The organism is Parabacteroides caecihominis, from assembly GCF_023656785.1.
Taxonomy (GTDB): Bacteria; Bacteroidota; Bacteroidia; order Bacteroidales; family Tannerellaceae; genus Parabacteroides; species Parabacteroides segnis.
In genome coordinates this window covers 22,293-44,365 of sequence record NZ_JAMOKS010000030.1, presented here as the reverse complement: position 1 = coordinate 44,365, position 22,073 = coordinate 22,293, and the positions used below count along the sequence as shown (strand labels likewise).

Below are 22,073 nucleotides of genomic sequence, written 5' to 3'. Positions count from 1 at the left end.
AAAAGTTACCATCAGCATCAGAAAGAACACTTGAGAGAGCCTGCTTAACTACCGGTATCGGCCATCCTAAGAGAACGCTTTGCGTTCTTGGAAAGGCCTCAGCGGGTGAGCGTAAAGCGAAGGTGGAAGACGGAGCGCCCGGAGGCTGTGCTGTTTGAGCGAAGCGAGTTCACAGACGACAGCGTAGTCTTTCACCGGAGTAGCGAAGCCGGTGCAGCCTTGATCTTTTGGTTACTTTTCTATCAAGAGAAAAGTAACAATCCTATTGAACTTGTCTGCCGTCGAAGAAGCGCACCGTGCGACTCGTCTGCTGTGCCTGCGCTTCGTTGTGGGTTACCATCACGATGGTGCGACCGTCTTCCTTATTCAGGCGGTGGAGGATGTCCATGACCTCGATACCCATCTTTGAATCCAGGTTACCGGTCGGCTCATCCGCCAGGATAATCTCGGGGTTCCCAACGATGGCACGGGCGATGGCTACACGCTGGCACTGACCACCGGACAACTGTGTCGGGAAGTGGCGCATGCGGTGGCTCAGGCCTACCTTTTCGAGAACGGCTTCGGCAGCCTTGCGGCGTTCGGAAGAAGAGACGTTACGGTAGAGCAGCGGGAGTTCTACGTTATCCAGTACGTTCAGCGAATTGATCAGGTGGAAGGACTGGAAGACGAAACCGAGTGTCTTGTTACGGAAGGCGGCCAGTTGTTTGTCGTTCATACTGACCGTATTGGTTCCGGCGATCTCGACCGTACCGGCTGTCGGGGCGTCCAACAGTCCGATGATGTTCAGCAAGGTGGACTTTCCGCAACCGGAGGGGCCCATGATACTCAGAAATTCGCCTTTCTGGATATCCAGGTTCACATTCTCCAAAGCTACTGTTTCGATCTCCTTCGTACGGTAGATCTTTTCGAGGTTTGTTAATTTGATCATGATGTTTGATATTTAATTGTTACTATTAATTCATTTATTATATAATTGTTATTGATGTATCGTATTTTATCAAATGTGAACTATTCAGATTATCGACCGGTTGTACCTGGCTCCCCTCTCGAGAGGGGGAAGGGGGTGTGTTATAGTTTCGCCCTATAACTAGCTTTAACACACCCCTTATCCCCTCTCGAGAGGGGAATTGGTTACTCCCGGCACTATAAACAGATAGTCCAATTATTTCTATACTCACCATACTGTACTTATTTATTCATAATGCAACGCCTCCGCCGGTTTCATCTGTACCGCCTTGTGCATCGGGAACCAGATGCCGAGGCTGATCATACCCGCCATCAGCAGATAGGCCCCTCCGAAGGTGACCGCGAAACGCCACCAGGTATAGGGGAGACGATAGGTGTCGGGCATATCGAAGTAAAGCATATTTAGTATGAATACCAACACAAAGGGAATCGTGAGAGCCAGCAGTACAAGCCCTTCGAGGTTCATCAGCCGGCTGAGCTGACGGCGGTTCGATCCCAGGGCGATGCGCAATCCCATCTCCCCCTGCCGTGCCTGCGTACGCAACCAGAAGGTTCCGATGATGCCGAAGAAGACGTTGATCAGCATGAAGCCCACCAGGGCGATCTTCTTCTTCATATTGTCTTCGCGGTCTTTCAGCCTGTCGGCACGCATATCGGATAGCGGCTCCAGACTGGAAACGTAGACATTGTTCACCAGCAACCGGTCACCCATCCCTTGCAGGAACGCCTCCATCTTTTCGGGCGGGAAGCCGGGACTCATGCGGATAAGGACATCTATGGTCACTTGCCACATTTCCGCTACGTCGATCATCGCGGAAGGCGATACGATCTCATAGAAGTACGGGGCACTCTTTTCATACTCTGTAGAACGACGGGGATTACTTATTCCGACCAGAGGAAGACGCTCGCCATCTTCTCCGTCAAACTGGAAAGAATCTCCCATACCACCGCCTTCAAGGAATTGCTCCTCCAGGTCGGCACTGATTGCGATGCCTGTACGTGTCCCGACGACGGAACGGAGCGGAGCACCGGCCTTATCGGTTATACGCAACACATCGAAATACTCCGGGGTGACAGTGCAATACGTATAGTTGCGAGCCTGAACCGTCGTGTCGGCACCGACGGGTACCAGCAACGTCGACATTCTACTCAGGGAATAAGGGCTACCGGCACCAGCCAGACAAACTTCGTCCACTTCGGGAGCCTGGCGCAGGTTGTCTACCAGGCGGAACATGTCCTCTCCGAGGCGGGTTGCTTGCTCCTGTTCGTCCACGTAACCCGGCATACCCGGCTGAAGTACTCCCAGTTGTATCTTGTAGGTGTTCCTTATATCGAAACCAAGTGGAGAATGGTAGGTGTACTGGTCTACCAGCATCGAATCCATCATCACCCAGAGGATTGCTACCACGACCAACAGTTCGGCAAATATCCAGCCGTTACTGCGGCGCTGGTTCCATATTATCTTTAGTATATGCTTAATCATTATACATTATATTACATGTTTATTATTCATCCCCTTTCAAGGCCCTGGTTATGGGTTGCTGCGAAATGCGCAGGGCCGGTATGCCGACAGATAGCAGGTTGAGCAACAGGCAAAACAGCAGGGCGACAAGGAAGATTCCCGGCTGAAACAACATATCCGTATGGAGCACTGTCTCTGCATCCTTCAAAAGGAAGTCTTTGCAAACCGGCAACAAGAGAAGCGATAAGACCAGTCCTATTACTCCTCCCAAAAGGGTGATAAGTCCGTTCTCACAGAGCAACTGGCTGAACAAAATGCCCCGGGTGGCACCGAATGCTTTACGGAGCCCCATCTCGCTACGGCGTTTCTGCACGGCCGATTGTGTCACACCGGTCAGGTTCAATGCGGGAACAAGAAGAAGCAAAAGAAGCAGGCCACCCGTCTCAAGCAGGTAATCTTTCAGGGCTATCTTCCTCCAGCCTGACGAACCCATTGCCTTGTCGAAGCGGGTTATCGGATTCTCCAGGAAGCTGATCTTACAATCTTGCTTTGCCGTATTGTAGCGGTCGCGTTGCTGTTCTATTTCCCGGCGGATGGCGTCGAAGTCTCCTTTGTCATGAGCCAGCAGGGTTATTTTAAAAGCGCCGCCCATACCTTCCATCTGGGTCAGGCCAAGCATCATTTGATTGAGCGTATAGGGTGCCCATACATCGCCAAAAGAGGTGTCGGCGGCACGACTAACGTCTTTTACTACACCGCAGATCGTGCAGGGCATCTGCTCGAGAATGATTGGCTTACCTACCACATCAGTGCTTCCGTACAGGGTGCGGGCCACGCTTTCACTAACAACTACCCGGGGAATGGCCGAGGTGAAATCGGCATCGGTAAATGGTTTACCTTCCAGGAAACGAAAGTCGTATATCTTCCAGAATGCAGGGTCGGAATACATGATATCATAGGAATTATACATGCGCTTACCAGGAAGCGACAGTGGAGCCGGGAAACTGAACCAGGCGGAAACTGCTTCGGGTTTCTTCAACGTGTAAAAGCATTCACGGACAGCTTCCTGAGACATAAAGCCGTTGTAGCGTCTGTTAGCGGAACACTCCACCTGAGTCCCGTCCTCGATGTAGAGCATACGATTACGGTTTGTTTCGGGTGAGAAACTGGCGGATTGTATCTGGAAGACCAGACAAACAACCATGATCATGGCTATCGAAAGAGCCGTGCCGAGTATGGAGATCAGGCTGATGAGGCGGTTCTCACGCAGCATGTTCAGGGCTTGTTTGAGGTATTGTTTGAACATATTGTTGTTGTTTATGTTAGGGCGGTTCGCGAACCGCCCGTACGGGACGTTATTTTATTTTAAGTTTGTTCTTATCCTTATAGCTTGCCATGTCGGAGACTACTACCTGGTCGCCGGGTTGCAGGCCGCTGATCACTTCCACGTATTCGTAGTTGCTGTCGCCCAGCTGCACCTTGCGCTTCAAGAGTTGATCGCCGTTGACCACAAAGACGTCGTATTCACCTTTGCCGACATAATAAGAGGCGTTGGCGATGCGCATGACGTCATCCTTGACAGCGTTCATGACATACACGTCGGTCTTAAGGCCGGAGCGGAGGCGGCGGTGGTTGTCTTCTTCCAGTTGGACAGTGAAGGAGATGACGCCGTTCTTCGACAGCGGGGTGACGTCGCTGACGGTGCCCTCCAGTTTGTCGCTGCCGATCTTGACAACGGCTTTGCTGCCGGCGGCGATGCGGTCGCCATAAGTGTCGGCTATCTCACCTTCGATCTTGAAATGTGAGAGGTCGGAGACGATGGCGATCTTGGTGCCTTCGCTTACCTGGGCACCGATCTCGTTGTTCACGTAGGTCAGGATCGCCTTGCGGGGGGAGCGGACCTGGGCATCGTCGAGCGTGCGCTTGGTTTCGGCAAGGCTTTTGCGGAAAATGTTGAGTTCGAGTTCCTTTACTTTCAGGTCGGCTTCGGCAAGGGCCTGTTCGTTGATGTATTTTTGTTCGTCTTCCTTGAGTTTTAGCTGGCTGACGTTGTAGTCGAGTTCTACCTGGCGTACTTTGTCGGTGGTGCCGGCGCCGAGGCTGTCGAGGTAGCGTTCGTTACGCAGTTCGACGGCTTTGCGGTCAAGTTCCATGCGGGAGACTTTCAGATTCATCTCCATTTCGGAGAGTTTGCTATGGCCGGTGACACGGAGTTTTTCCAGTTCGAGTTGTTTCATCTGTTGCTCGTCCAGTTTCTTCTTATATTCCGTTTCGGCGCTTTGCAGGTCGAGTTTGAGGATCGGTGTTCCTACATCGACAGAGTCGCCGCCTTTTTTATATATCTCGACGATACGGGTGTTGATAGGGGAATTGATGATCTCTTCGAAAGCGGGTATCACCTTGCCGGAGGCACTGACCGATACTTCGATGACGCCCTGGTCGACGGTGGATATAGTCAGGTCTTTACGGTTCAGGCTGGTTTGCAGGAAAGAAATGATCACGGCAATGACGAGCACGGCCGCTCCCACGCCTCCCCCGATCTTTATGATTTGTTTGCGTTGTTCTTTTCTTCGAACTTCTTTTGATATCTCTCTGTCCATATTTAGTATTGTTTTTATTTTCCACCACAGTAGAGGCAAACTCCGTGCCAAAAAGCTAAACCACTGATATTGTGAGCCTACTATAAAACAAACAGTGTTCAATATCGGACAGTGTGTTCGGTTTTACAGAAAACATTCCGGCTCTCCGCGTTGTTCTTTATCGACAAAGAAGGTAAAACACTTATTAATCGCTAAAACAAGAAAGATATGAGTACCAGATCTATTATTTTATCGCTTTTCGTCGCCCTGGGGTTCGTCCTCACCGGTTGCGACAATAATGATGACAATCACAAAAATGCCATCGAACCGACTGAGCCGGTAATGCAGGCTTTCAATAAGAAATATCCCGACGCCTCCAACCCGCTCTTTACAATTGAAGGGAATTATTATGTAGCCGAGTTCACGAACAATGGTATTTCGACCGAGGCATGGCTCACCGAACAGGGCAAGTGGATGATGGATAAGGCAGATACACCTTTCAACCAACTCCCGGAGGCGGTGACCGGTGCGTTCAATAATGGCCTTTATGCAGGTTGGAAAGTGGATGATTCTTATACGATCAACCGGGATAGCATGGCTGTCGTCTATAAGATTAATGCCGAAAAGGGGAACAGCGACATGGACCTGTATTATTCGCAATACGGCAACCTGATCAAGGCGGTGAACGACGAAGGGAACGAAGATGCCCCGATCGTGATCCCGGCAGAAGTGCATACGTTGATGAACCTTACTTTCGCAACCTGCGACCTGCTGGATATACAGAGCAACAGCGAAGGATACATCCTGAATATGCTGGACGGAAAAGTTTATAAGATCGCCCAACTGAATAAGGATTACCGGTGGCAGAGTACCACATACCAGATAGCCGAACAGGAGGTACCGGAGGTTATCATGGCTGCCTTCCAGTCCACAGGCTATGCCGAAGATACAATCGAAGCAATCACAGTAAAGATCGAGATTGCGGGAACATTCTACACCTTCACCGTCGATCATAACGGACAAAGCACAGATGTCACATTCGATGCGATGGGGAATGTTGTTGGATGAAACATTGCTAGAAATAATTGAGCTATCCAACTGTCAAAGTGACTCATCTGTTACAGGTTCATTTGCCGTCTGCTTTAGCTGACGGTTTATAAGCAGGTTCTTTTTTTGGCTTTAGCCACATTTCTCTCAGATAGAAAGCTTTAAGAAATGGGACTAAAGTCCAAAGAGATAGATTCTTTACTAGTCCGTCAGCTAAAGCAGACGGCAAATAGACCTGTAATAGTCAAGTGAGGTTGATGACAGGATAGTTCACATCTGATAAGAAACGAATCTCCCTAAAAAAAATCCCCTTGGCACTTCAAACATGCCAAAGGGATTCTTGTTTCTATTATATCAATAAATATATACTGACTGATCAACACTTACCGGCTTATCAACTCGATCCGTGCACTCTTGACACCCGGGGAGGATGCTTCAAAGTAAATCGTTCCCGGTGTTTCTTCCGTTTGTACGATGGCTGTCAGCTGGCCGCTGAACAGTTTCATCTGCGGGGCCTGGAAGGATTCGAGGCTGGCGGGGTTACCGTTGGCTGCCGCCTTGTAGGTTCCGTTGCCACGTACGTTGAACTTGATCTGGTTGGTGGCATCCGGGCAAAGGTTTCCGTTCTTGTCAACCACTCTTACGTTGATGAAAGAGAGGTCTTTGCCATCGGCTGTCAGGTTAGTACGGTCGGCAGACAGTTCGATATGGTGAGGCTTGCCGGCTGTGTGTACTTCCTCTTCGGCTACGGCGTTGCCATCCTTATCGTAGGCTACCACTTTCAATGTTCCCGGCTCGTATTTAGTATCCATCCACATCAGACGGTAACGTTTCTGACGTTCGAAACTCTTCTGAGCGGCTTCGGTATAGCTGCTGTCGATACCGATACTCAGGTCTTTCGTACGTTTACCCTGGCTCTTTCCGTTGATGAACAGTTCGGCAGAAGGATAATTGGTATACACGAATACCGGAGTCACTTCGCCTTCGCGACCCGGCCATGTCCAGTGAGGCAGGATATGTAATGTCTTTTCCGCTTTGTTCCAATGGCTGCGGTACAGATAGTAACGATCCTTTGGAATACCGGCCAGGTCGATGATACCGAACAAGGAACTGTGGCTCGGCCAGTTGGTATAATACGGCGTCGGTTCGCCCAGATAGTCGAAACCGGTCCATACGAACTCACCGATACAGTAAGGCAGGTCTTCATGCTGGATAAAGTCGTCTTCCGGCAGGTTCGACCAGCCGCAATGTTCTACATCGTAAGAAGAGCTCTGATGATCGTCGTAGACAGCCATCGCCTTACGTTCAACCGGAAATTTATAAACACCGCGTGAACTTACCGTGGAAGCAGTCTCGCTTCCCAGGATGATTTCCTGAGGCAGTTTCTTATAATTAATCTGATATTTAAACGGACGGTAGTTGAAACCGGCTACTTCCATGACAGCAGCAAAGTTATTGTTCACGACAGCATCCGGGGCATCCATTCCCTGGGTAACGGGACGTGTCGGGTCTTCGCGGTGACAGATGTCCTGAAGGAAGCGGGCAATCTTGGCGTCGCCTTCGATCCACTGGTTGGGCACTTCGTTACCGATACACCACATAACGATACTCGGGTTGTTACGGAAGTTATGAAGCAGGTTCACCATATCTTTTTCCGCCCATTCGTCGAAGAAGAGGTTGTAGCCGTTCTTACATTTGGCTACGTTCCATTCGTCGAAACTTTCTGCCATCAGCATCATACCCATTTCGTCGCAGGCCTTCACCAAATCGGGAGCCGGCATATTATGGGAAGTACGGATCGCATTACAACCCATATCTTTCAGGATACGGATCTGGCGGCGGATAGCCGCATCATTGACGGCTGCACCCAACGGGCCCAGGTCATGATGGTTACATACGCCTTTGAAGACAGTCTTTTCGCCGTTCAGGAAGAATCCTTTTCCTGGAATGATTTCGATGGAACGGATACCGAAAGATGTCGTATATTCATCTTTCAACTCTGTTCCGTTCTTGTACAGGCGGCTTTCAGCCACATACAGAGCGGGCATATCCGGCGACCAGAGGGTCGGGGTGTGAACAATGAATTCCTGGTCGACCGTACCATTATTATATATGATATCGTTCAGCGGGAGCATTGTTTCAACCAGCATTTGTCCGTTCGGGTTACGCAGGCTGGTTTTCACGGCATATTGTTTCGGATCGGCACCTTCCGGAAGGTTTACCTTTGTGTTGACATTCACTTTGGCAAACTCTTTCTTAACGATAGGTGTTGTAACAAAAGTCCCCCATATCGGAATATGGGCATCTTCCGTAACGATTACATGTACATTTCGGTACAGCCCGGCTCCGGGATACCAGCGGGAGGACTCCGGCAGGTTTTCCAGACGGACAGCCAGCGTGTTCTTCTGTCCCGGTTTCAAGTACTTCGTAATGTCAAAATGGAATGAGTTATAGCCATAAGGCCAGTAACCTACCTCTTCGCCATTGATATAGACTTTGGCGTGGCTCATCGCCCCGTCAAACAGGATTGAAGCTTTTTTCCCTTCAGCGAACTGGGGTACTTCAAACTCGGTGCGGTACCAACCCACACCCACGAAAGGCAGACCGCCCGTACGGCCGGCATGTTCCAAGGCCTCCTTCTGGCCGTCTTGCGAAATAGCCACTTCCTGCTTATCGTTCTGGGAACTGAACGGACCGTATATCGCCCAATCGTGCGGAACCGTCACCGATTGCCATTTACTGTCGTCGAAAGCGGGTTTGATAAAGTCGGGGTTATCCTCACGGGTGAACTTCCAGTTTTTCTCCAGCAGGAATTCACTGCGTACTTGTTGTGCCGAAAGGTTAGTCAGCCAACCGAATAACGCGACTAAAATAACAAAATTGAATCTTTTCATGCGCATTTTAAATGTGTTTGTAGTTCTTAGCGCAACAAAAATAACTAAATTTGCGACTTTATCAAACTAAATCTACAATAACAAGTTACAGAATATGTTGATTCAATTAGCCTTCGTTTTAGTTGCAATAATTATCGGAGCCCGTTTAGGTGGTATTGGTTTAGGTGTATTGGGTGGCCTGGGGCTGGCAGTACTGACTTTTGTCTTCGGCCTCGAACCAACGTCACCCCCTATCGACGTGATGTTAATGATCGTAGCAGTCATTGCAGCAGCCAGTTGTATGCAGGCTGCCGGAGGGTTAGACCTGATGGTGAAATGGGCGGAAAAGCTGCTTCGTAAAAATCCTTCCAAGATTACAATATTAAGTCCGCTGGTTACCTATCTCTTTACCTTTATTGCAGGAACCGGACATGTGGCTTACTCTGTTTTACCGGTTATTGCCGAGGTGGCGACCGAAACGAAGATACGCCCGGAACGTCCGCTGGGTATTGCCGTAATCGCCTCACAGCAAGCGATTACAGCCAGTCCGATCTCTGCGGCGACCGTTGCCCTGTTAAGTATGCTGACCGGACAGGGGTTCAATGTCAGCCTGTTCGATATTCTGATGATCTCAGTGCCCTGTACGTTGGCGGGTGTCCTGGCGGGAGCATTCTATTCCCTGCGTGTCGGCAAAGAGCTGGAAGATGATCCTGAATTCAAAAGACGTATTGCAGAAGGAGAATTCACTACCCAGAAATATGAACTGAAAGATGTCAAAAACCAGAAAGCGGCCGGCTGGTCGGTCATTATCTTTATCCTGGCGACAATCGGGATTATCCTGTTCGGTTCTATCGAAAGTATTCGTCCGGTATTCAACGGGCAGTCATTGTCGATGGCTTATATTATCGAAATACTGATGTTATCGGCGGCGGCCATCATTTTACTGGCGACTCGGACAGACGGGATCAAGGCGGTACAGGGATCGGTTTTCTCTGCCGGCATGCAGGCGGTTGTCGCTATCTTCGGTATTGCCTGGATGGGTGACACATTTATCGGTGGTAATATGGCGGAACTGAAAGGTTCTATCGAGCAGATCGTTACAGCTATGCCCTGGCTGTTCGGTATTGCCCTGTTCCTGATGTCTATCTTATTATTCAGCCAAGCAGCTACCGTTCGTGCTTTGCTTCCTTTAGGATTAGCGCTGGGGATCTCTCCGTATATGCTGATCGCACTCTTCCCTGCCGTAAACGGATACTTTTTTATTCCGAATTATCCCACAGTGGTGGCTGCAATCAATTTTGACCGTACGGGAACTACGCATATTGGTAAATATATCTTAAATCATTCTTTTATGGTTCCCGGACTGATAGCAACCGGTGTTTCTGTATTGCTTGGTTTACTTCTTATCCAACTGTTTTAAGGGTGGCCGCCAGGCTTCCCGTCTGAAAAAAAGAGATTCTAACTACCTCATTCTTATCGTTTTTTTAAAGAAAAGGCTTATCTTTATCTCGAATTTATAGAAAACAGGTGTATATGAAATGGTAGACCTGTTATTATTTTAGTAAGGATTTTATATTATTGATTAAGCTGTAATACACGAAAAAAGAGTCAAAGACTCAGAGGTATATGATGGTAGTGGAAAACTTTATCTTGCCGGATCTTTTAGAAAGTATGCGCATTTCAACATCTTCTTCTCAGGAAAACACCCGGAATTTCCTGACAGATTATTCTATTGTGTATGCAGTATCCGGTACGTCATGTTTGAAAAACAGCGATTCCGAACAAATCATTGAAGAAGGGGAATTAGCCCTTATCCCACCGGGAGCATACGCTTTTTCCGAATCTGTCCATGATCAGAATCATTCCGGATTTACCTTCTTCTTCAACCAATGGACAGCACAGTGCATTCTCAAACTCCCGAAAGTGATCAGTGCCTTGAGCCTGCACCAACCGCCTGTTACCAGGCAAAAAGTATATATCATCCCCCGACAAAAGGTCTTCCGGAACTTTTTCAACGCCGTCCAGCTATACCATAACCTGGAAAAAAAGCTGAAAGAGGAAATGCTCCCGGTCAAGTTTACCGAGCTTATCTATCTGTTACTGAATAGTCCTCATAGAGACGTTGTTTTATCTTTCCTCTCCGAGGCTGCCGGTAATATGCCGGAGAAACGGTAAAGATATGCCCATGGGAAAAATTGACAAGAATATAAGTTATATTGCCATTCCGTTAGTCACCGATCTGATATAATTTTGCATTGTCAATTAAAACAATAAATATATGAAACCGATAGAACTAACAAAGACTGAATTCATTCAAAAAATAGGTAACGTTGAAGCTGACCCGAAAGACTGGAAATATGTAGGTGACAAACCTTGTATCGTAGATTTCCAGGCTCCCTGGTGCGGTTACTGTAAACGTCTTGATCCGATACTGGAAGAGTTCGCTCAAACATATGAAGGACGATTGGATATTTATAAAGTGAATGTAGACAAAGAAGAAGATCTCGAAACGCTCTTTAATATCCGCACCATCCCTACCCTTCTTATCTGTAAAACGGACGGGACCAAAGAACTCATGCTGGGAACTATGCCCAAACACGAGTTGAAGAAGATCATCGAAGAGAAAATTCTGTAAAAAGCCCCTTATAACAGTTTATTTACGAACTGTGATATGGAAACATCCTTGCTTGCGTTCGTGCTTTATATAACAACGGTCTGCTCTTTTCAGGTCACGAAGTACTGACGCAAGTACCATTTTAAGGCGGTCGTTGTCGATATTCAGGGTATCTTTCTCATTGATCTTGGTATAACGCACCCAGGAAACGTCAAAGGTTGTACCGTAGCGATGGGCTGAGTTCATGGAAGCATTGTAATTGCGTTTGCCCAGTTTCTTCACATCATCTACCGTACGGGTGACGCTGGTTACTTTTATTTTATAGAGAGATGCATTCAGATTATAAAGGGAGTCCTGAAAATTACGGCCGATATCTTCCAGTAAGGTTGCCGCTTCCGGAATCAGATAAGGGATAGAGTGTTTCAGTTCTTCCACTTCGTAATAATCGCCGGTTTGGATCTCTTTCATCTTTTTGGAAGCATGTTCGGCATCTTCACGGTTGCTGATCGGCTCTATCCCGATCTTTTGGGCAACAGCCAGCTGGACGTCATTCAAATCGTTAAAATCACGATTATAACTTCCGTTATACCAGATGGTTTTCAACTCGCCACGTTTTTCTTTACAAGAAGGGAACACACTGGTTGACACCAGAACAAAAAACAATATGATTACATTAACAGCTATTTTCATCCTTTTTAATTTTACGGAGGACAAAAATAAGAAAATTACAATACTTTGTTGTATGAAGATCAAAAAGAATTACCTATTTTTGTGGTCAACACAATTAATTAATAAGAATATGAGTACTTTAGAACTAAAACTTTCACTGATCGAACAACTCACCAAAATCGACGATGAGCAGTTGCTGAACAAGATCAAAAAGCTGATTAACCAGCATGCAGAAAAGAAGACGGAGAGATATCCGGCACAAATGACGGTTGAGGAACTGAAAGAGGTGCTGAAAAAATCGCAGGAAGATTTTCGAAATGGAAGATATATGACTACAGAAGATTTACGTAAAAGACATCCATTATGCGAAGAGAAATAGCCTGGTCTGATAATGCCATAACCTTACTTGATGACATTTACAATTACTATTCAAAGAAAAGTATAAAGACAGCAATCCGTTTATACAACAAACTTCTTGATTCGGCCGAACCTTTAAAAACATTTCCACAGGTCGGTCCTATTGAGCCTCTGTTAGAAGAACATCCTGAGAATTATCGTTCTCTGGTAGTCGAAAAGCATTATAAATTAATTTACACCATCAGTCCGCCCCTGATCGAGATACACGCCATATGGGATTGCAGGCAGGATAACTGGCGGCTAAAAGAAATGTTCCATCGGTAATATCAAAAAAAGACAGGAATATATTCATGAGATAAAGAATATTGCTAATTTTGCGTACCTAAATCAAAGGGAATAAAAACATAAAAAAATAAGACAAGGAAAAGAACGGATGATAGAACGTATTTATATTCTTGAAAGTGTAGACCCGGTTATTTTTTACGGAGTGAATAATGCGAACATGCAGCTGATTAAAACACTGTTTCCTAAGCTTCGCATCGTTGCCCGCGGAAATGTGATGAAAGTAATCGGAGACGAAGACGAATCCGAACTGTTCCTTAAGAAGATCCGTGAAGTAGAAAAATACTGCGAGGAATTTAACTCCCTGAGCGAAGATGTCATCCTCGACATTATCAAAGGAAAAACTCCGACAGTCGTCAAACAGGAGAACCTGATTATCCACGGAATGAATGGGAAAGCAATCGTTGCCCGCACCGAAAATCAGCAAATACTCGTAAAAGCTTTTGAAGAGAACGACCTGGTCTTTGCTACCGGCCCCGCCGGAACAGGTAAGACATTCGTTGCAATAGCTCTTGCAGTGAAAGCGTTAAAGAATAAGGAAATAAGGAAGATTATCCTGAGCCGTCCCGCAGTCGAGGCCGGCGAAAAGCTGGGATTCCTTCCGGGAGAAATGAAAGATAAGCTCGATCCGTACCTGCAACCTCTGTACGATGCATTGCAGGACATGATTCCGGGTGCAAAACTCAAAGAATATATGGAAAATAACGTGATCCAGATCGCTCCGCTGGCTTTTATGCGTGGACGTACGCTGAACGATGCCGTTATTATCCTCGATGAAGCACAAAACACAACGACGCACCAGATCAAAATGTTCCTCACCCGTTTGGGGATGAACGCTAAAATGATCATTACCGGCGACGTGACACAGATCGACCTTCCCCCTACTGCGACCTCCGGCCTCGTGCAGGCGATGCAGATACTGAAAGGTGTCAAAGGAATAGGCAAAGTGGAATTCGACAAGAAAGACATCGTCCGCCACAAACTGGTACAGCGAATCGTTGAAGCATACGATAAATTCGATGAGAAAAAGAAAGCGGAAACCGCTGCAAAGAAACTAGAAAAGAACAACAAACTATCAGATAAATAATCAAAAATAAATTGGTCATGAAGAAGGCGTTAGTTAGAACAGATTACAATTTCCCGGGACAAAAAAGTGTCTATCATGGTAAAGTACGCGACGTGTACAATATCAATGACGAAGTATTGGTGATGGTCGCAACCGACCGTATTTCAGCTTTCGACGTAGTATTGCCGGAAGGTATTCCTTACAAAGGCCAGATGTTGAACCAGATTGCTGCCAAATTCCTTGACGCGACCACCGACATTTGCCCGAACTGGAAATTAGCTTCACCCGACCCAATGGTTACCGTTGGTGTACAGTGCGAAGGTTTCCCTGTTGAAATGATCGTACGCGGTTACCTTTGCGGTAGTGCATGGCGTGCTTACAAAAGCGGTGTACGTGAAATCTGTGGCGTGAAACTGCCGGAAGGAATGCGCGAAAACCAACGTTTCCCCGAACCGATCATCACTCCGACAACTAAAGCTGCTATCGGAGCTCACGACGAAGACATCTCCAAAGAAGAAATCCTGAAACAGGGACTTGTTTCTGAAGCAGACTACGCCGTTCTTGAAAAATATACCATGGAGTTGTTCAAACGTGGTACGGAAATCGCCACACAACGCGGCCTGATTCTGGTAGATACAAAATATGAATTCGGTCACCGCGACGGAAAGATCTACCTGATTGATGAAATCCATACACCCGACTCTTCACGTTACTTCTACTCGGAAGGTTATGAAGACCGTTTCGCCAAAGGTGAACCGCAGAAACAGCTGTCTAAAGAATTCGTTCGCGAATGGTTGATGGACAACGGTTTCCAGGGCAAAGCCGGACAGCAGGTTCCGGAAATGACTCCGGCTATCGTTGAAGGTATCAGCGAACGTTATATCGAACTGTTCGAACATATCACCGGCGAGAAATTCAAAAAAGGCGACACAGACAATCTGTTGGCCCGCATCGAAAAGAATGTAACCGATTATCTGAACAATAAATAAGTATATATGAAGTACGGTTCGGAACAGATTTTACCTTACAACCGGGAGGAACAGAAGGGCACGCAAGTCAAACGCATGTTCGACTCCATTGCGGGCACTTACGATCTACTGAACCATACGCTCTCGTTCGGTATCGATAAAATATGGCGCAGGAAAGGCATTGCTTTCCTGCGTCCTTTTTCTCCGCAATCCATACTGGATATTGCCACCGGAACGGGCGACCTGGCCATTTCCATGCACCGGAAACTAAAAGCCAACCGGATCATCGGGGCTGATATTTCAGAAGGCATGATGCAGGTCGGACGCGAAAAGGTAGCGAAAGCCGGTTTGTCGGAGTATATATCGTTCGAACAACAGGACTGTACGGCACTCACTTATCCGGACAATTCATTCGATGCCGTTACCGCCGCATTCGGAGTACGTAACTTTGAAAATATCGAACAAGGTATTGCCGAGATGTTCCGGGTACTCAAACCCGGCGGCCATCTCATGATTCTGGAACTTTCCACACCGGAACATTTCCCGATGAAACAGCTCTACCCTATTTATTCAAAAACGATCATTCCATTTATTGGCCGGTTATTTTCAAAAGAGAAAGCCGCTTACAGCTATCTTCCGGAATCCATCAAAGTCGTTCCTCAAGGTAAGGTCATGGAAGAATTGCTTGCCCGCCAGGGATTTACCCAGGCGAAAGCACGCACCTTCACCTTTGGAATTTGTTCATTATACACAGGTTGTAAGGATGGTTCGCGAACCATCCCTACGAAATAAACAAATACTAGAAAAGGTTATGCAGAAATATGGTTTATTGGGATACCCACTCGGACATTCGTTTTCCAAAACTTATTTCAACCAGAAGTTTGAAGCGGAAAAAATAGATGCCCAATATGTGAATTTCGAGATTCCGAATATCAAGGAAATTAAAAATGTACTGAAAGAGAATCCCGAATTGAATGGTCTGAATGTAACGATTCCTTACAAAGAACAGGTCATTCCTTATCTGGACGAACTGGATGAAGACGCCCGCCTGATCGGAGCCGTGAACGTTATCAAATTCACAAAAGGCCTTTTCGGTAAAAAACTGAAAGGATACAATTCCGATATCATCGGCTTCAAACAGTCTATCGATCCTTTATTAAATGAAACACATCGGAAAGCATTGATCCTGGGGACAGGCGGCGCCTCCAAAGCCGTGTTCCAGGGACTAAAGCAACTAGGTGTCGGAGCAACCCTGGTTTCACGCAAACCGAAAGAATTTTGTATTACCTATGACGAAATCACCCCGAAAACAATGGAGCAATACACCGTCATAGTCAATACGACCCCATTGGGAATGTTCCCCAATGTCAACAGTTGCCCGGATATTCCATACGATTTGCTCACTCCAAATCATCTGTTATACGATCTGTTGTATAATCCGGATGAAACACTCTTCATGAAAAAAGGAAAAGAAAAAGGGGCTGTCGTTAAGAACGGACTCGAAATGTTGCTGCTTCAGGCTTTTGCGGCCTGGGAGATCTGGCAGAAATAAAAACTGAGGAAAAAGATATTCCTTTCGGATGAAATTTGAATTTCTTTCGAAAGGAATTTTATTTTCTCCCGGATGTAACGTTCTTGTCTTCTACTGCTTTTCCGTCATATATTTCCAGAAACGAACCGGTAAATGTTGCCGGTGCAGTTTCGGGTTCAGACGTTCCTTTATCGCAATCGTCTTAAAATACTCTTTCCACATTTGCTGAAAAAGCATTTCATCCTTATCCATCAGGCTCTCACTCAGAAAACCGGAAAGCAGATGTGCCTCCTTCTGTTCAAAGCGAACTTCGATTGTTTCCTTCAGATCATAATAATATCCGTATTCACGGCGCATGTCGTAAATCAGCCATTTCTGGTCACCGAAACGATCGTTCAGATAAGGAAGGACGAGCGGCAATACATTATATATAGGTTCGACAGCCGAGAAATAGGTGCCATCCACCGCCTTCTGAAAACGGAGGAACTGCATGATACGGAGACGCTCATTGCTCACCTTCTTCCATATTTTAGAAATCTGCAACACATCGGAGTCGCCAAAATTCATTTCTATAGACTTGGAATGGTCGATCGCCTTACGGATATAGCGGAATAAAAGCATGTCAATCTCCGGCAGCTCCGACAGCCAGGAGACCGTCAGTCCGGAAAGGGACAGTTTGGATATTTTCTTTTCAAGGCCTTTCCAGACACGGTCGGCTTTTTGCTTGTCGGAACAGATTGTCACCGTCTCCTCACAGAACAAAGGCAACGGTTCCCCTTCGGCCAGCAACACATCAGGAAACGACTTCCGGACGTAAGCGTCGAAGACGGCTGTCAGTAATCCCTCGAAAGTTTTGTCATATATAAAAGCAATCATGTTTACGGTACGTCTTGAAATTGAATTGTCAGTTGCCGGTCGTCAAACCGTTTACCCTTCTTTTGAATCAGTATATGGCGCACATTTTCCGGTGTCAGCTCGTTAACCGTCCGCATCGCCAGTTCGTAACAAGTAATGAAATACTGAGCCTTCTTCATGACGACACCGATCTTCTTCAATTGCTCCGAGCCGAGGCGGGAGTAACGGCGGGAAACGATGATCATCTTCGCCGATTTCACCCCGATGCCGGGAACGCGCAGAAGCAACTCGTAATCCGCTTTATTGATATCAACCGGGAACATATGCGGATTTCGCAACGCCCACGATAATTTCGGATCGACCTCCAGATCGAGTTCCGGATAAGCATCGTTCACGATCTCGTCCACTTTAAATTCATAAAAGCGCAACAACCAATCGGCCTGATACAAACGATTCTCCCGCACCAGAGGCGGCTGTTTCAATGCCGGCAGCCGGTTATCATAATCGTTCACAGGAATGAAACCGGAATAATAAACACGTTTCATCGTCGGACGTTGATACAGGGCCGACGACAGGCGGAGAATATCCTTGTCCGTATCGGCAGTCGCCCCGACAATCATCTGCGTACTTTGTCCGGCAGGAGCAAACCTCGGAGCATGACGGAAACGCTTCCGTTCCTCCGCACTCTGTAATACCCCCTGCTGGATATAACGCATCGGGGCAAAGACGCTTTTAAAGTCTTTTTCCGGTGCAAGCACCTGCAAACTTTTTTCGTTGGGAATCTCGATATTCACACTCAGACGGTCGGCATACAAACCGGCTTCGTTCACCAGCTCCTGACTGGCACCCGGAATGCTTTTCATATGGATATACCCGTTGAAACGATGAACCAGGCGCAAATCTTTTATCACGCGTACCAACCGTTCCATCGTATAATCCGGACTGCGTACCACGCCCGAACTGAGGAAAAGCCCTTCTATATAATTACGCCGGTAAAACTCGATCGTCAGATTGACCAGCTCCGTCACCGAAAGCGTTGCCCGCGGCAAATCATTGCTCCGGCGGTTAATGCAATAAGCACAGTCGTACATGCAATTGTTGGTCAGCATAATCTTCAACAAGGAAATACACCGCCCGTCCTCCGCAAAACTATGGCAAATACCCCAGCCAGCCGCACTGCCTATCATTCCTTTCTTTCCGGAACGGGATGTGCCGCTTGACGCGCAGGATACATCATATTTAGCTGATTCTGCTAATACTTTCAGTTTTTCGAGTACATTTTCATTCATATTTCACGGGGATATACAACACAAAAATAAGGAATTAAAAACTATCTTTGCGATAAAATAGAGTGAAATGTTCTTAGATAATATTCCCGTACATAATCTGGATGAAAGTGATTTCTTCGTCGCCGAACGCATCGAAAACTGCGCACCATTGAATTTCCGGGGATCACACTGTCACAACTTTTACGAACTTTTATTTTTCATGGAAACCGGGCCGGAAGAAAGTCACAGCATCGACTTCACCGAGCATCCGCTACAATCCAACCAGATTTTCCTGATCCGCCCGGGACAGGTACACACCATGAAACTGAAAGAACAAAAAGGTTTTCTGTTTGCCATCAACCGCGATTATTTCGAACGGCTCTGCCTGCATATCGAGAGCTATGCCGATTATTCATTCCCGGACATTCTCACCCTTCCCGGCAGCGAGGCTCCTGCCATCCGCCGGATAGCCAACCTGATCTATGCCGAACACGAAGGGTTGCACCGCAAAAGCCTGCTAAATTCTTATATGCATGCCTTTATCACCCACTTATTACTGCTACATACCGACACCCCAGGCAACCAGGACATCCGCGTCAACAGAGTGCTTTCCCTGATCGACACCCATTTTATCAGTGAACGCACAACCGATTTTTATGCCCGCGAAGTAAACCTCAGCAACAAACGGATGAACGAACTGACAAAAAAAGCCGTCGGTCACACAGTTAAACAACTGATCGACCAACGGCTGCTATTGGAAGCCAAACGCATGATAAGCCATGGTGCTTCGAGTTTCAAAGAAATAGCGTTCGATCTCGGATTCAGCGAAGCGTCTTATTTCACCCGTTTTTTCAAGGAACAAAGCGGATACACGCCCGAGCAATTCCGGTCGCTGCTAAAGAAAGACCTGTCATGAACGGACCTTGATCACCGCCAGGCGACGACGCGTATCGACAAACAGCAGCACAAAAGAAGTCAACCCGCAAACAAATAATCCGCACATCATCGGTACAACCGAATCATTTTGTAAGAAACTGACTACTGCCGAAAGGACACCGGTAAAGAACAATTGCAAAAATCCCATCAATGCCGAAGCAGATCCGCTGTCTTCTTTAAAATAAGCCAAACCGAGCGATGTCGTAGCCGGTAACAATAATCCGATTGGGATCAGATTCAGAAATACCAGTACCAACAAAGGAATAACAGAGGTCGAAGCAAAAGCGGTAATAATCAGTAATGTCCCGATCAACAGCTGCACAGCAAGCGTATATCGTACCAGCTTCTTCAACGTCATATATTTCAGCATAAAATTAATAATATAAGTCCCGAACATCAATCCCAACGAATTGATCGCAAAAATAATTGCAAACGTATCACCCGACATGTCCCCCTTCTCCATAATCAGAAAAGGTGCATTAGACACATAGACCATCAAACCTCCATAAGCCATACAGCCAATAATAGTGTAAACCATGAACGGCCATACTTTCATCACCCTGACATATCCTTTTACCATCTCTTTCACCGAAGGCTTCTTCGCATTCATCTCTCCGGATAATACCACCGGTTTACTTTTCGGAAGAAACAACCAGGTCAGCAGAATAGTAAAGGCTCCTAACAGAGCCATTGTATTAAACACCCCGTGCCAATGCCACTGTTTCAATAACAAATTCCCGATAGTCGGCGCAATAACCGGTGCAATTCCGGAGATGATCACCAACAGGGAGAATACCTTCGTCCGCTGTTCATTTACAAACAAATCATTCACAGCAGCACGTCCTACCACCACCCCGGCACAACCGCCAAAGGCTTGCAGAAAGCGGATTACCCACAACTGTTCGATCGAAGTCACATAGATGGAAGCAAACGAACTGACCGTATACAAAGCCGTAGCTGCCAGGATCGGATTCTTCCGTCCGTAATAATCGGAAAGCGTCCCCCAAAACAGTTGTCCGATAGCAAAACCTGCCAGGAAGATGGATAAGGATATTTGTACTTCACTCAAAGAAACTTGCAGGCTTTCAGCAATATCTGTAAAAGCAGGGAGATAAAGATCTATGCTTAAAGGTTCCAGAGCCGCTAATAAAGAAAGGACCAGAACCACGATTCCCATTTTTCTATTCATCACATTATTCCTATTAAAATTACCGCAGCAAAAGTACTTCCTTCTTTCCGCCCGCCTTTTACATTAATTGCACATTTACTGGTATAAACAGGAACTTCAGGATATTTCTTTTTGAATGTGGTAATTAGGAAGGAAACATGTACATTTGTACGTTTTTTAATTTACATCTTCAAGAATGAACGACTTACTTATTTTCAATCATATAGAAATGATACTGGCAGGCACGACTGCCGGTCTATTCGTCATCCAGCTCTTATATTATCTTGTCACCTATGCCCGCCCGTTGAGACAGGCTAAAAGAAGACAAATGCAACAGGGACAGGCAAAGCCTGCCGTTTCCGTGATTGTCTATGCCAAGAACGAATCAGAGAACCTAAAGAAACACCTTCCGGCTTTGTTGAACCAAGACTATCCGGAATACGAAATCGTTGTTGTCAACGACGGTTCCACCGATGAGAGTGACGAAGTTTTAAAAACATTCAAGAACGAATACGACCATCTTTATCACACCTATATCCCGGAAGACGTAAAATATCTGAGCCGTAAAAAACTGGCACTCACTGTCGGTATCAAAGCCGCCAAACACGACATCCTCCTTTTTACGGAAGCCAATTGCGAACCTATGGGTAAAAACTGGATATCAGCCATGGCACGCAACTATGCTTCCAGGACAAACATCATTTTAGGCTTTTGTGCATATGGGCATCACAAAGGATTTTTCCATAAGCTGGTCGCTTATGATAACCTGATAACCGGATTGCAATATATCTCGTCCGCCCTCACCGGAAATCCCTATACCGGCAACGGCCGTAACCTCTCATACCGGAAAGATTTATTCTTTGCACACAAAGGATATTACAAATCGCTCAGCCTGCATGCCGGCGATGACGATTTATTTATCAACGAATCTGCAAACGCTCAGAATACCTGGGTGGAATATTCTCCGGAAAGCATCACGGAAATGGCAAAGATAGACCGTTTCAGCATGTGGAAAGAGATGAAAGTATCACGTGCCGCCACCCAACGTTATTACAAAGGCTGGAACCTGACCTTTTTCAGAATAGAAAGCCTGAGTTATTTCCTTTTCTTTATCGCGGTAATCGCCAGTATCGTCATGGGCATTTTAGGCAACTGGCTGATATCCATACTGGCAGGATTATTATACATCATACGTTTTTCAACCAAAGCGGCAATCCTGCACAAATCAGCCAAACTCCTGCAACAGAAACCTGTAACCGGCTGGCTGTTCCTCCTGGAACTGCTGCTGCCCCTGTTCAATCTATACGTAAGAATTTACAGGATATTCAGAGGAAAAAACGATTATACATTCCGCCTGGGAAATAAATGAATT

Annotated in this window: 21 protein-coding genes; 12 read left to right on the top strand and 9 right to left on the bottom strand. The window is 46.6% G+C overall.

The genetic code is table 11. The features are described 5' to 3' along the window. Positions 1-262: 262 nt before the first annotated feature. The 4 genes from NBH14_RS21215 to NBH14_RS21200 form a co-directional block, all read right to left on the bottom strand. Entirely contained in the window at positions 263-928 is a 666-nt protein-coding gene (locus NBH14_RS21215; protein WP_007653641.1) for an ABC transporter ATP-binding protein, read from the bottom strand. 264 nt (positions 929-1,192) lie between these two features. Next, on the bottom strand, positions 1,193-2,449 hold the full coding sequence (locus tag NBH14_RS21210) for an ABC transporter permease (RefSeq protein ID WP_186961039.1): 1,257 nt from the start codon (positions 2,447-2,449) through the stop codon (positions 1,193-1,195). A gap of 22 nt (positions 2,450-2,471) precedes the next feature. Further along, positions 2,472-3,734, bottom strand: a complete 1,263-nt coding sequence (locus NBH14_RS21205) for an ABC transporter permease (RefSeq protein ID WP_186961038.1) — start codon at positions 3,732-3,734, stop codon at positions 2,472-2,474. Positions 3,735-3,783: 49 nt separating this feature from the next. Next, positions 3,784-5,028, bottom strand: a complete 1,245-nt coding sequence (locus NBH14_RS21200) for an efflux RND transporter periplasmic adaptor subunit (protein ID WP_186961037.1) — start codon at positions 5,026-5,028, stop codon at positions 3,784-3,786. A 207-nt stretch (positions 5,029-5,235) separates the two neighbouring features. Between NBH14_RS21200 and NBH14_RS21195 the strand changes: the two genes are divergently transcribed. Next, a complete protein-coding gene (locus NBH14_RS21195) occupies positions 5,236-6,075 on the top strand; it encodes a PepSY-like domain-containing protein (protein ID WP_186961036.1) in 840 nt (279 codons plus the stop codon). Positions 6,076-6,437: 362 nt separating this feature from the next. Here NBH14_RS21195 and galB read toward each other — a convergent pair whose 3' ends face one another. Next, the gene (gene galB, locus NBH14_RS21190) at positions 6,438-8,948 is read right to left on the bottom strand and encodes a beta-galactosidase GalB (protein WP_186961035.1); all 2,511 of its coding nucleotides are present in this window, start codon (positions 8,946-8,948) and stop codon (positions 6,438-6,440) included. Positions 8,949-9,042: 94 nt separating this feature from the next. On the opposite strand from galB, the gene NBH14_RS21185 reads away from it, so the two are divergent. The 3 genes from NBH14_RS21185 (at position 9,043) to NBH14_RS21175 (ending at position 11,562) form a co-directional block, all read left to right on the top strand. Further along, positions 9,043-10,347, top strand: a complete 1,305-nt coding sequence (locus NBH14_RS21185; RefSeq protein ID WP_186961034.1) for an anaerobic C4-dicarboxylate transporter family protein — start codon at positions 9,043-9,045, stop codon at positions 10,345-10,347. A 206-nt stretch (positions 10,348-10,553) separates the two neighbouring features. After that, a complete protein-coding gene (locus NBH14_RS21180; RefSeq protein ID WP_186961033.1) occupies positions 10,554-11,102 on the top strand; it encodes a hypothetical protein in 549 nt (182 codons plus the stop codon). 103 nt (positions 11,103-11,205) lie between these two features. Continuing rightward, on the top strand, positions 11,206-11,562 hold the full coding sequence (locus NBH14_RS21175; RefSeq protein WP_186961032.1) for a thioredoxin family protein: 357 nt from the start codon (positions 11,206-11,208) through the stop codon (positions 11,560-11,562). Positions 11,563-11,580: 18 nt separating this feature from the next. Here NBH14_RS21175 and NBH14_RS21170 read toward each other — a convergent pair whose 3' ends face one another. Further along, the gene (locus tag NBH14_RS21170; RefSeq protein ID WP_222622134.1) at positions 11,581-12,231 is read right to left on the bottom strand and encodes a DUF5715 family protein; all 651 of its coding nucleotides are present in this window, start codon (positions 12,229-12,231) and stop codon (positions 11,581-11,583) included. Positions 12,232-12,340: 109 nt separating this feature from the next. Here NBH14_RS21170 and NBH14_RS21165 point away from each other — a divergent pair, with 109 nt between their 5' ends. The 6 genes from NBH14_RS21165 to NBH14_RS21140 all read left to right on the top strand — a co-directional run bounded on the left by NBH14_RS21165 (position 12,341) and on the right by NBH14_RS21140 (position 16,495). Further along, positions 12,341-12,589: a hypothetical protein gene (locus tag NBH14_RS21165; protein WP_186961031.1), complete on the top strand. Its 249-nt coding sequence runs from the start codon at positions 12,341-12,343 to the stop codon at positions 12,587-12,589. Continuing rightward, on the top strand, positions 12,574-12,891 hold the full coding sequence (locus tag NBH14_RS21160; RefSeq protein WP_186961030.1) for a type II toxin-antitoxin system RelE/ParE family toxin: 318 nt from the start codon (positions 12,574-12,576) through the stop codon (positions 12,889-12,891). The genes NBH14_RS21165 and NBH14_RS21160 overlap by 16 nt, the downstream gene beginning before the upstream one ends. 109 nt (positions 12,892-13,000) lie before the next feature. Beyond that, positions 13,001-13,996: a PhoH family protein gene (locus NBH14_RS21155; protein ID WP_128135120.1), complete on the top strand. Its 996-nt coding sequence runs from the start codon at positions 13,001-13,003 to the stop codon at positions 13,994-13,996. 17 nt (positions 13,997-14,013) lie between these two features. Then, entirely contained in the window at positions 14,014-14,964 is a 951-nt protein-coding gene (locus NBH14_RS21150; RefSeq protein ID WP_186961029.1) for a phosphoribosylaminoimidazolesuccinocarboxamide synthase, read from the top strand. A gap of 6 nt (positions 14,965-14,970) precedes the next feature. Next, on the top strand, positions 14,971-15,735 hold the full coding sequence (gene ubiE, locus NBH14_RS21145) for a bifunctional demethylmenaquinone methyltransferase/2-methoxy-6-polyprenyl-1,4-benzoquinol methylase UbiE (RefSeq protein ID WP_186961028.1): 765 nt from the start codon (positions 14,971-14,973) through the stop codon (positions 15,733-15,735). 19 nt (positions 15,736-15,754) lie between these two features. After that, entirely contained in the window at positions 15,755-16,495 is a 741-nt protein-coding gene (locus tag NBH14_RS21140; RefSeq protein WP_007653662.1) for a shikimate dehydrogenase family protein, read from the top strand. Between the two features lie 90 nt (positions 16,496-16,585). Here the strand turns inward: NBH14_RS21140 and NBH14_RS21135 are convergent, their stop codons facing one another. Both NBH14_RS21135 and NBH14_RS21130 read right to left on the bottom strand, forming a co-directional pair. Further along, positions 16,586-17,350 (bottom strand): TIGR03915 family putative DNA repair protein, encoded by a 765-nt coding sequence (locus NBH14_RS21135; RefSeq protein WP_250817744.1) that lies wholly within the window; start codon positions 17,348-17,350, stop codon positions 16,586-16,588. 2 nt (positions 17,351-17,352) lie between these two features. After that, a complete protein-coding gene (locus NBH14_RS21130; protein WP_250817743.1) occupies positions 17,353-18,618 on the bottom strand; it encodes a putative DNA modification/repair radical SAM protein in 1,266 nt (421 codons plus the stop codon). 67 nt (positions 18,619-18,685) lie between these two features. On the opposite strand from NBH14_RS21130, the gene NBH14_RS21125 reads away from it, so the two are divergent. Then, positions 18,686-19,513 (top strand): helix-turn-helix domain-containing protein, encoded by an 828-nt coding sequence (locus NBH14_RS21125; RefSeq protein WP_250817742.1) that lies wholly within the window; start codon positions 18,686-18,688, stop codon positions 19,511-19,513. Here the strand turns inward: NBH14_RS21125 and NBH14_RS21120 are convergent. After that, positions 19,508-20,722, bottom strand: a complete 1,215-nt coding sequence (locus NBH14_RS21120) for a multidrug effflux MFS transporter (RefSeq protein ID WP_250817741.1) — start codon at positions 20,720-20,722, stop codon at positions 19,508-19,510. The genes NBH14_RS21125 and NBH14_RS21120 overlap by 6 nt on opposite strands. Positions 20,723-20,897: 175 nt before the next feature. Between NBH14_RS21120 and NBH14_RS21115 the strand changes: the two genes are divergently transcribed. After that, positions 20,898-22,070, top strand: coding sequence for a glycosyltransferase (locus NBH14_RS21115; protein ID WP_250817740.1), 1,173 nt, complete (start codon positions 20,898-20,900; stop codon positions 22,068-22,070). Positions 22,071-22,073: the final 3 nt, after the last annotated feature.

Coding starts and splice junctions, on each gene's coding strand:
- NBH14_RS21215 (WP_007653641.1), bottom strand. CDS start 928: ATGATCAAATTAACAAACCTCGAAAAGATCTACCGTACGAAGGAGATC.
- NBH14_RS21210 (WP_186961039.1), bottom strand. CDS start 2,449: ATGATTAAGCATATACTAAAGATAATATGGAACCAGCGCCGCAGTAAC.
- NBH14_RS21205 (WP_186961038.1), bottom strand. CDS start 3,734: ATGTTCAAACAATACCTCAAACAAGCCCTGAACATGCTGCGTGAGAAC.
- NBH14_RS21200 (WP_186961037.1), bottom strand. CDS start 5,028: ATGGACAGAGAGATATCAAAAGAAGTTCGAAGAAAAGAACAACGCAAA.
- NBH14_RS21195 (WP_186961036.1), top strand. CDS start 5,236: ATGAGTACCAGATCTATTATTTTATCGCTTTTCGTCGCCCTGGGGTTC.
- galB (WP_186961035.1), bottom strand. CDS start 8,948: ATGAAAAGATTCAATTTTGTTATTTTAGTCGCGTTATTCGGTTGGCTG.
- NBH14_RS21185 (WP_186961034.1), top strand. CDS start 9,043: ATGTTGATTCAATTAGCCTTCGTTTTAGTTGCAATAATTATCGGAGCC.
- NBH14_RS21180 (WP_186961033.1), top strand. CDS start 10,554: ATGATGGTAGTGGAAAACTTTATCTTGCCGGATCTTTTAGAAAGTATG.
- NBH14_RS21175 (WP_186961032.1), top strand. CDS start 11,206: ATGAAACCGATAGAACTAACAAAGACTGAATTCATTCAAAAAATAGGT.
- NBH14_RS21170 (WP_222622134.1), bottom strand. CDS start 12,231: ATGAAAATAGCTGTTAATGTAATCATATTGTTTTTTGTTCTGGTGTCA.
- NBH14_RS21165 (WP_186961031.1), top strand. CDS start 12,341: ATGAGTACTTTAGAACTAAAACTTTCACTGATCGAACAACTCACCAAA.
- NBH14_RS21160 (WP_186961030.1), top strand. CDS start 12,574: ATGCGAAGAGAAATAGCCTGGTCTGATAATGCCATAACCTTACTTGAT.
- NBH14_RS21155 (WP_128135120.1), top strand. CDS start 13,001: ATGATAGAACGTATTTATATTCTTGAAAGTGTAGACCCGGTTATTTTT.
- NBH14_RS21150 (WP_186961029.1), top strand. CDS start 14,014: ATGAAGAAGGCGTTAGTTAGAACAGATTACAATTTCCCGGGACAAAAA.
- ubiE (WP_186961028.1), top strand. CDS start 14,971: ATGAAGTACGGTTCGGAACAGATTTTACCTTACAACCGGGAGGAACAG.
- NBH14_RS21140 (WP_007653662.1), top strand. CDS start 15,755: ATGCAGAAATATGGTTTATTGGGATACCCACTCGGACATTCGTTTTCC.
- NBH14_RS21135 (WP_250817744.1), bottom strand. CDS start 17,350: ATGATTGCTTTTATATATGACAAAACTTTCGAGGGATTACTGACAGCC.
- NBH14_RS21130 (WP_250817743.1), bottom strand. CDS start 18,618: ATGAATGAAAATGTACTCGAAAAACTGAAAGTATTAGCAGAATCAGCT.
- NBH14_RS21125 (WP_250817742.1), top strand. CDS start 18,686: ATGTTCTTAGATAATATTCCCGTACATAATCTGGATGAAAGTGATTTC.
- NBH14_RS21120 (WP_250817741.1), bottom strand. CDS start 20,722: ATGAATAGAAAAATGGGAATCGTGGTTCTGGTCCTTTCTTTATTAGCG.
- NBH14_RS21115 (WP_250817740.1), top strand. CDS start 20,898: ATGAACGACTTACTTATTTTCAATCATATAGAAATGATACTGGCAGGC.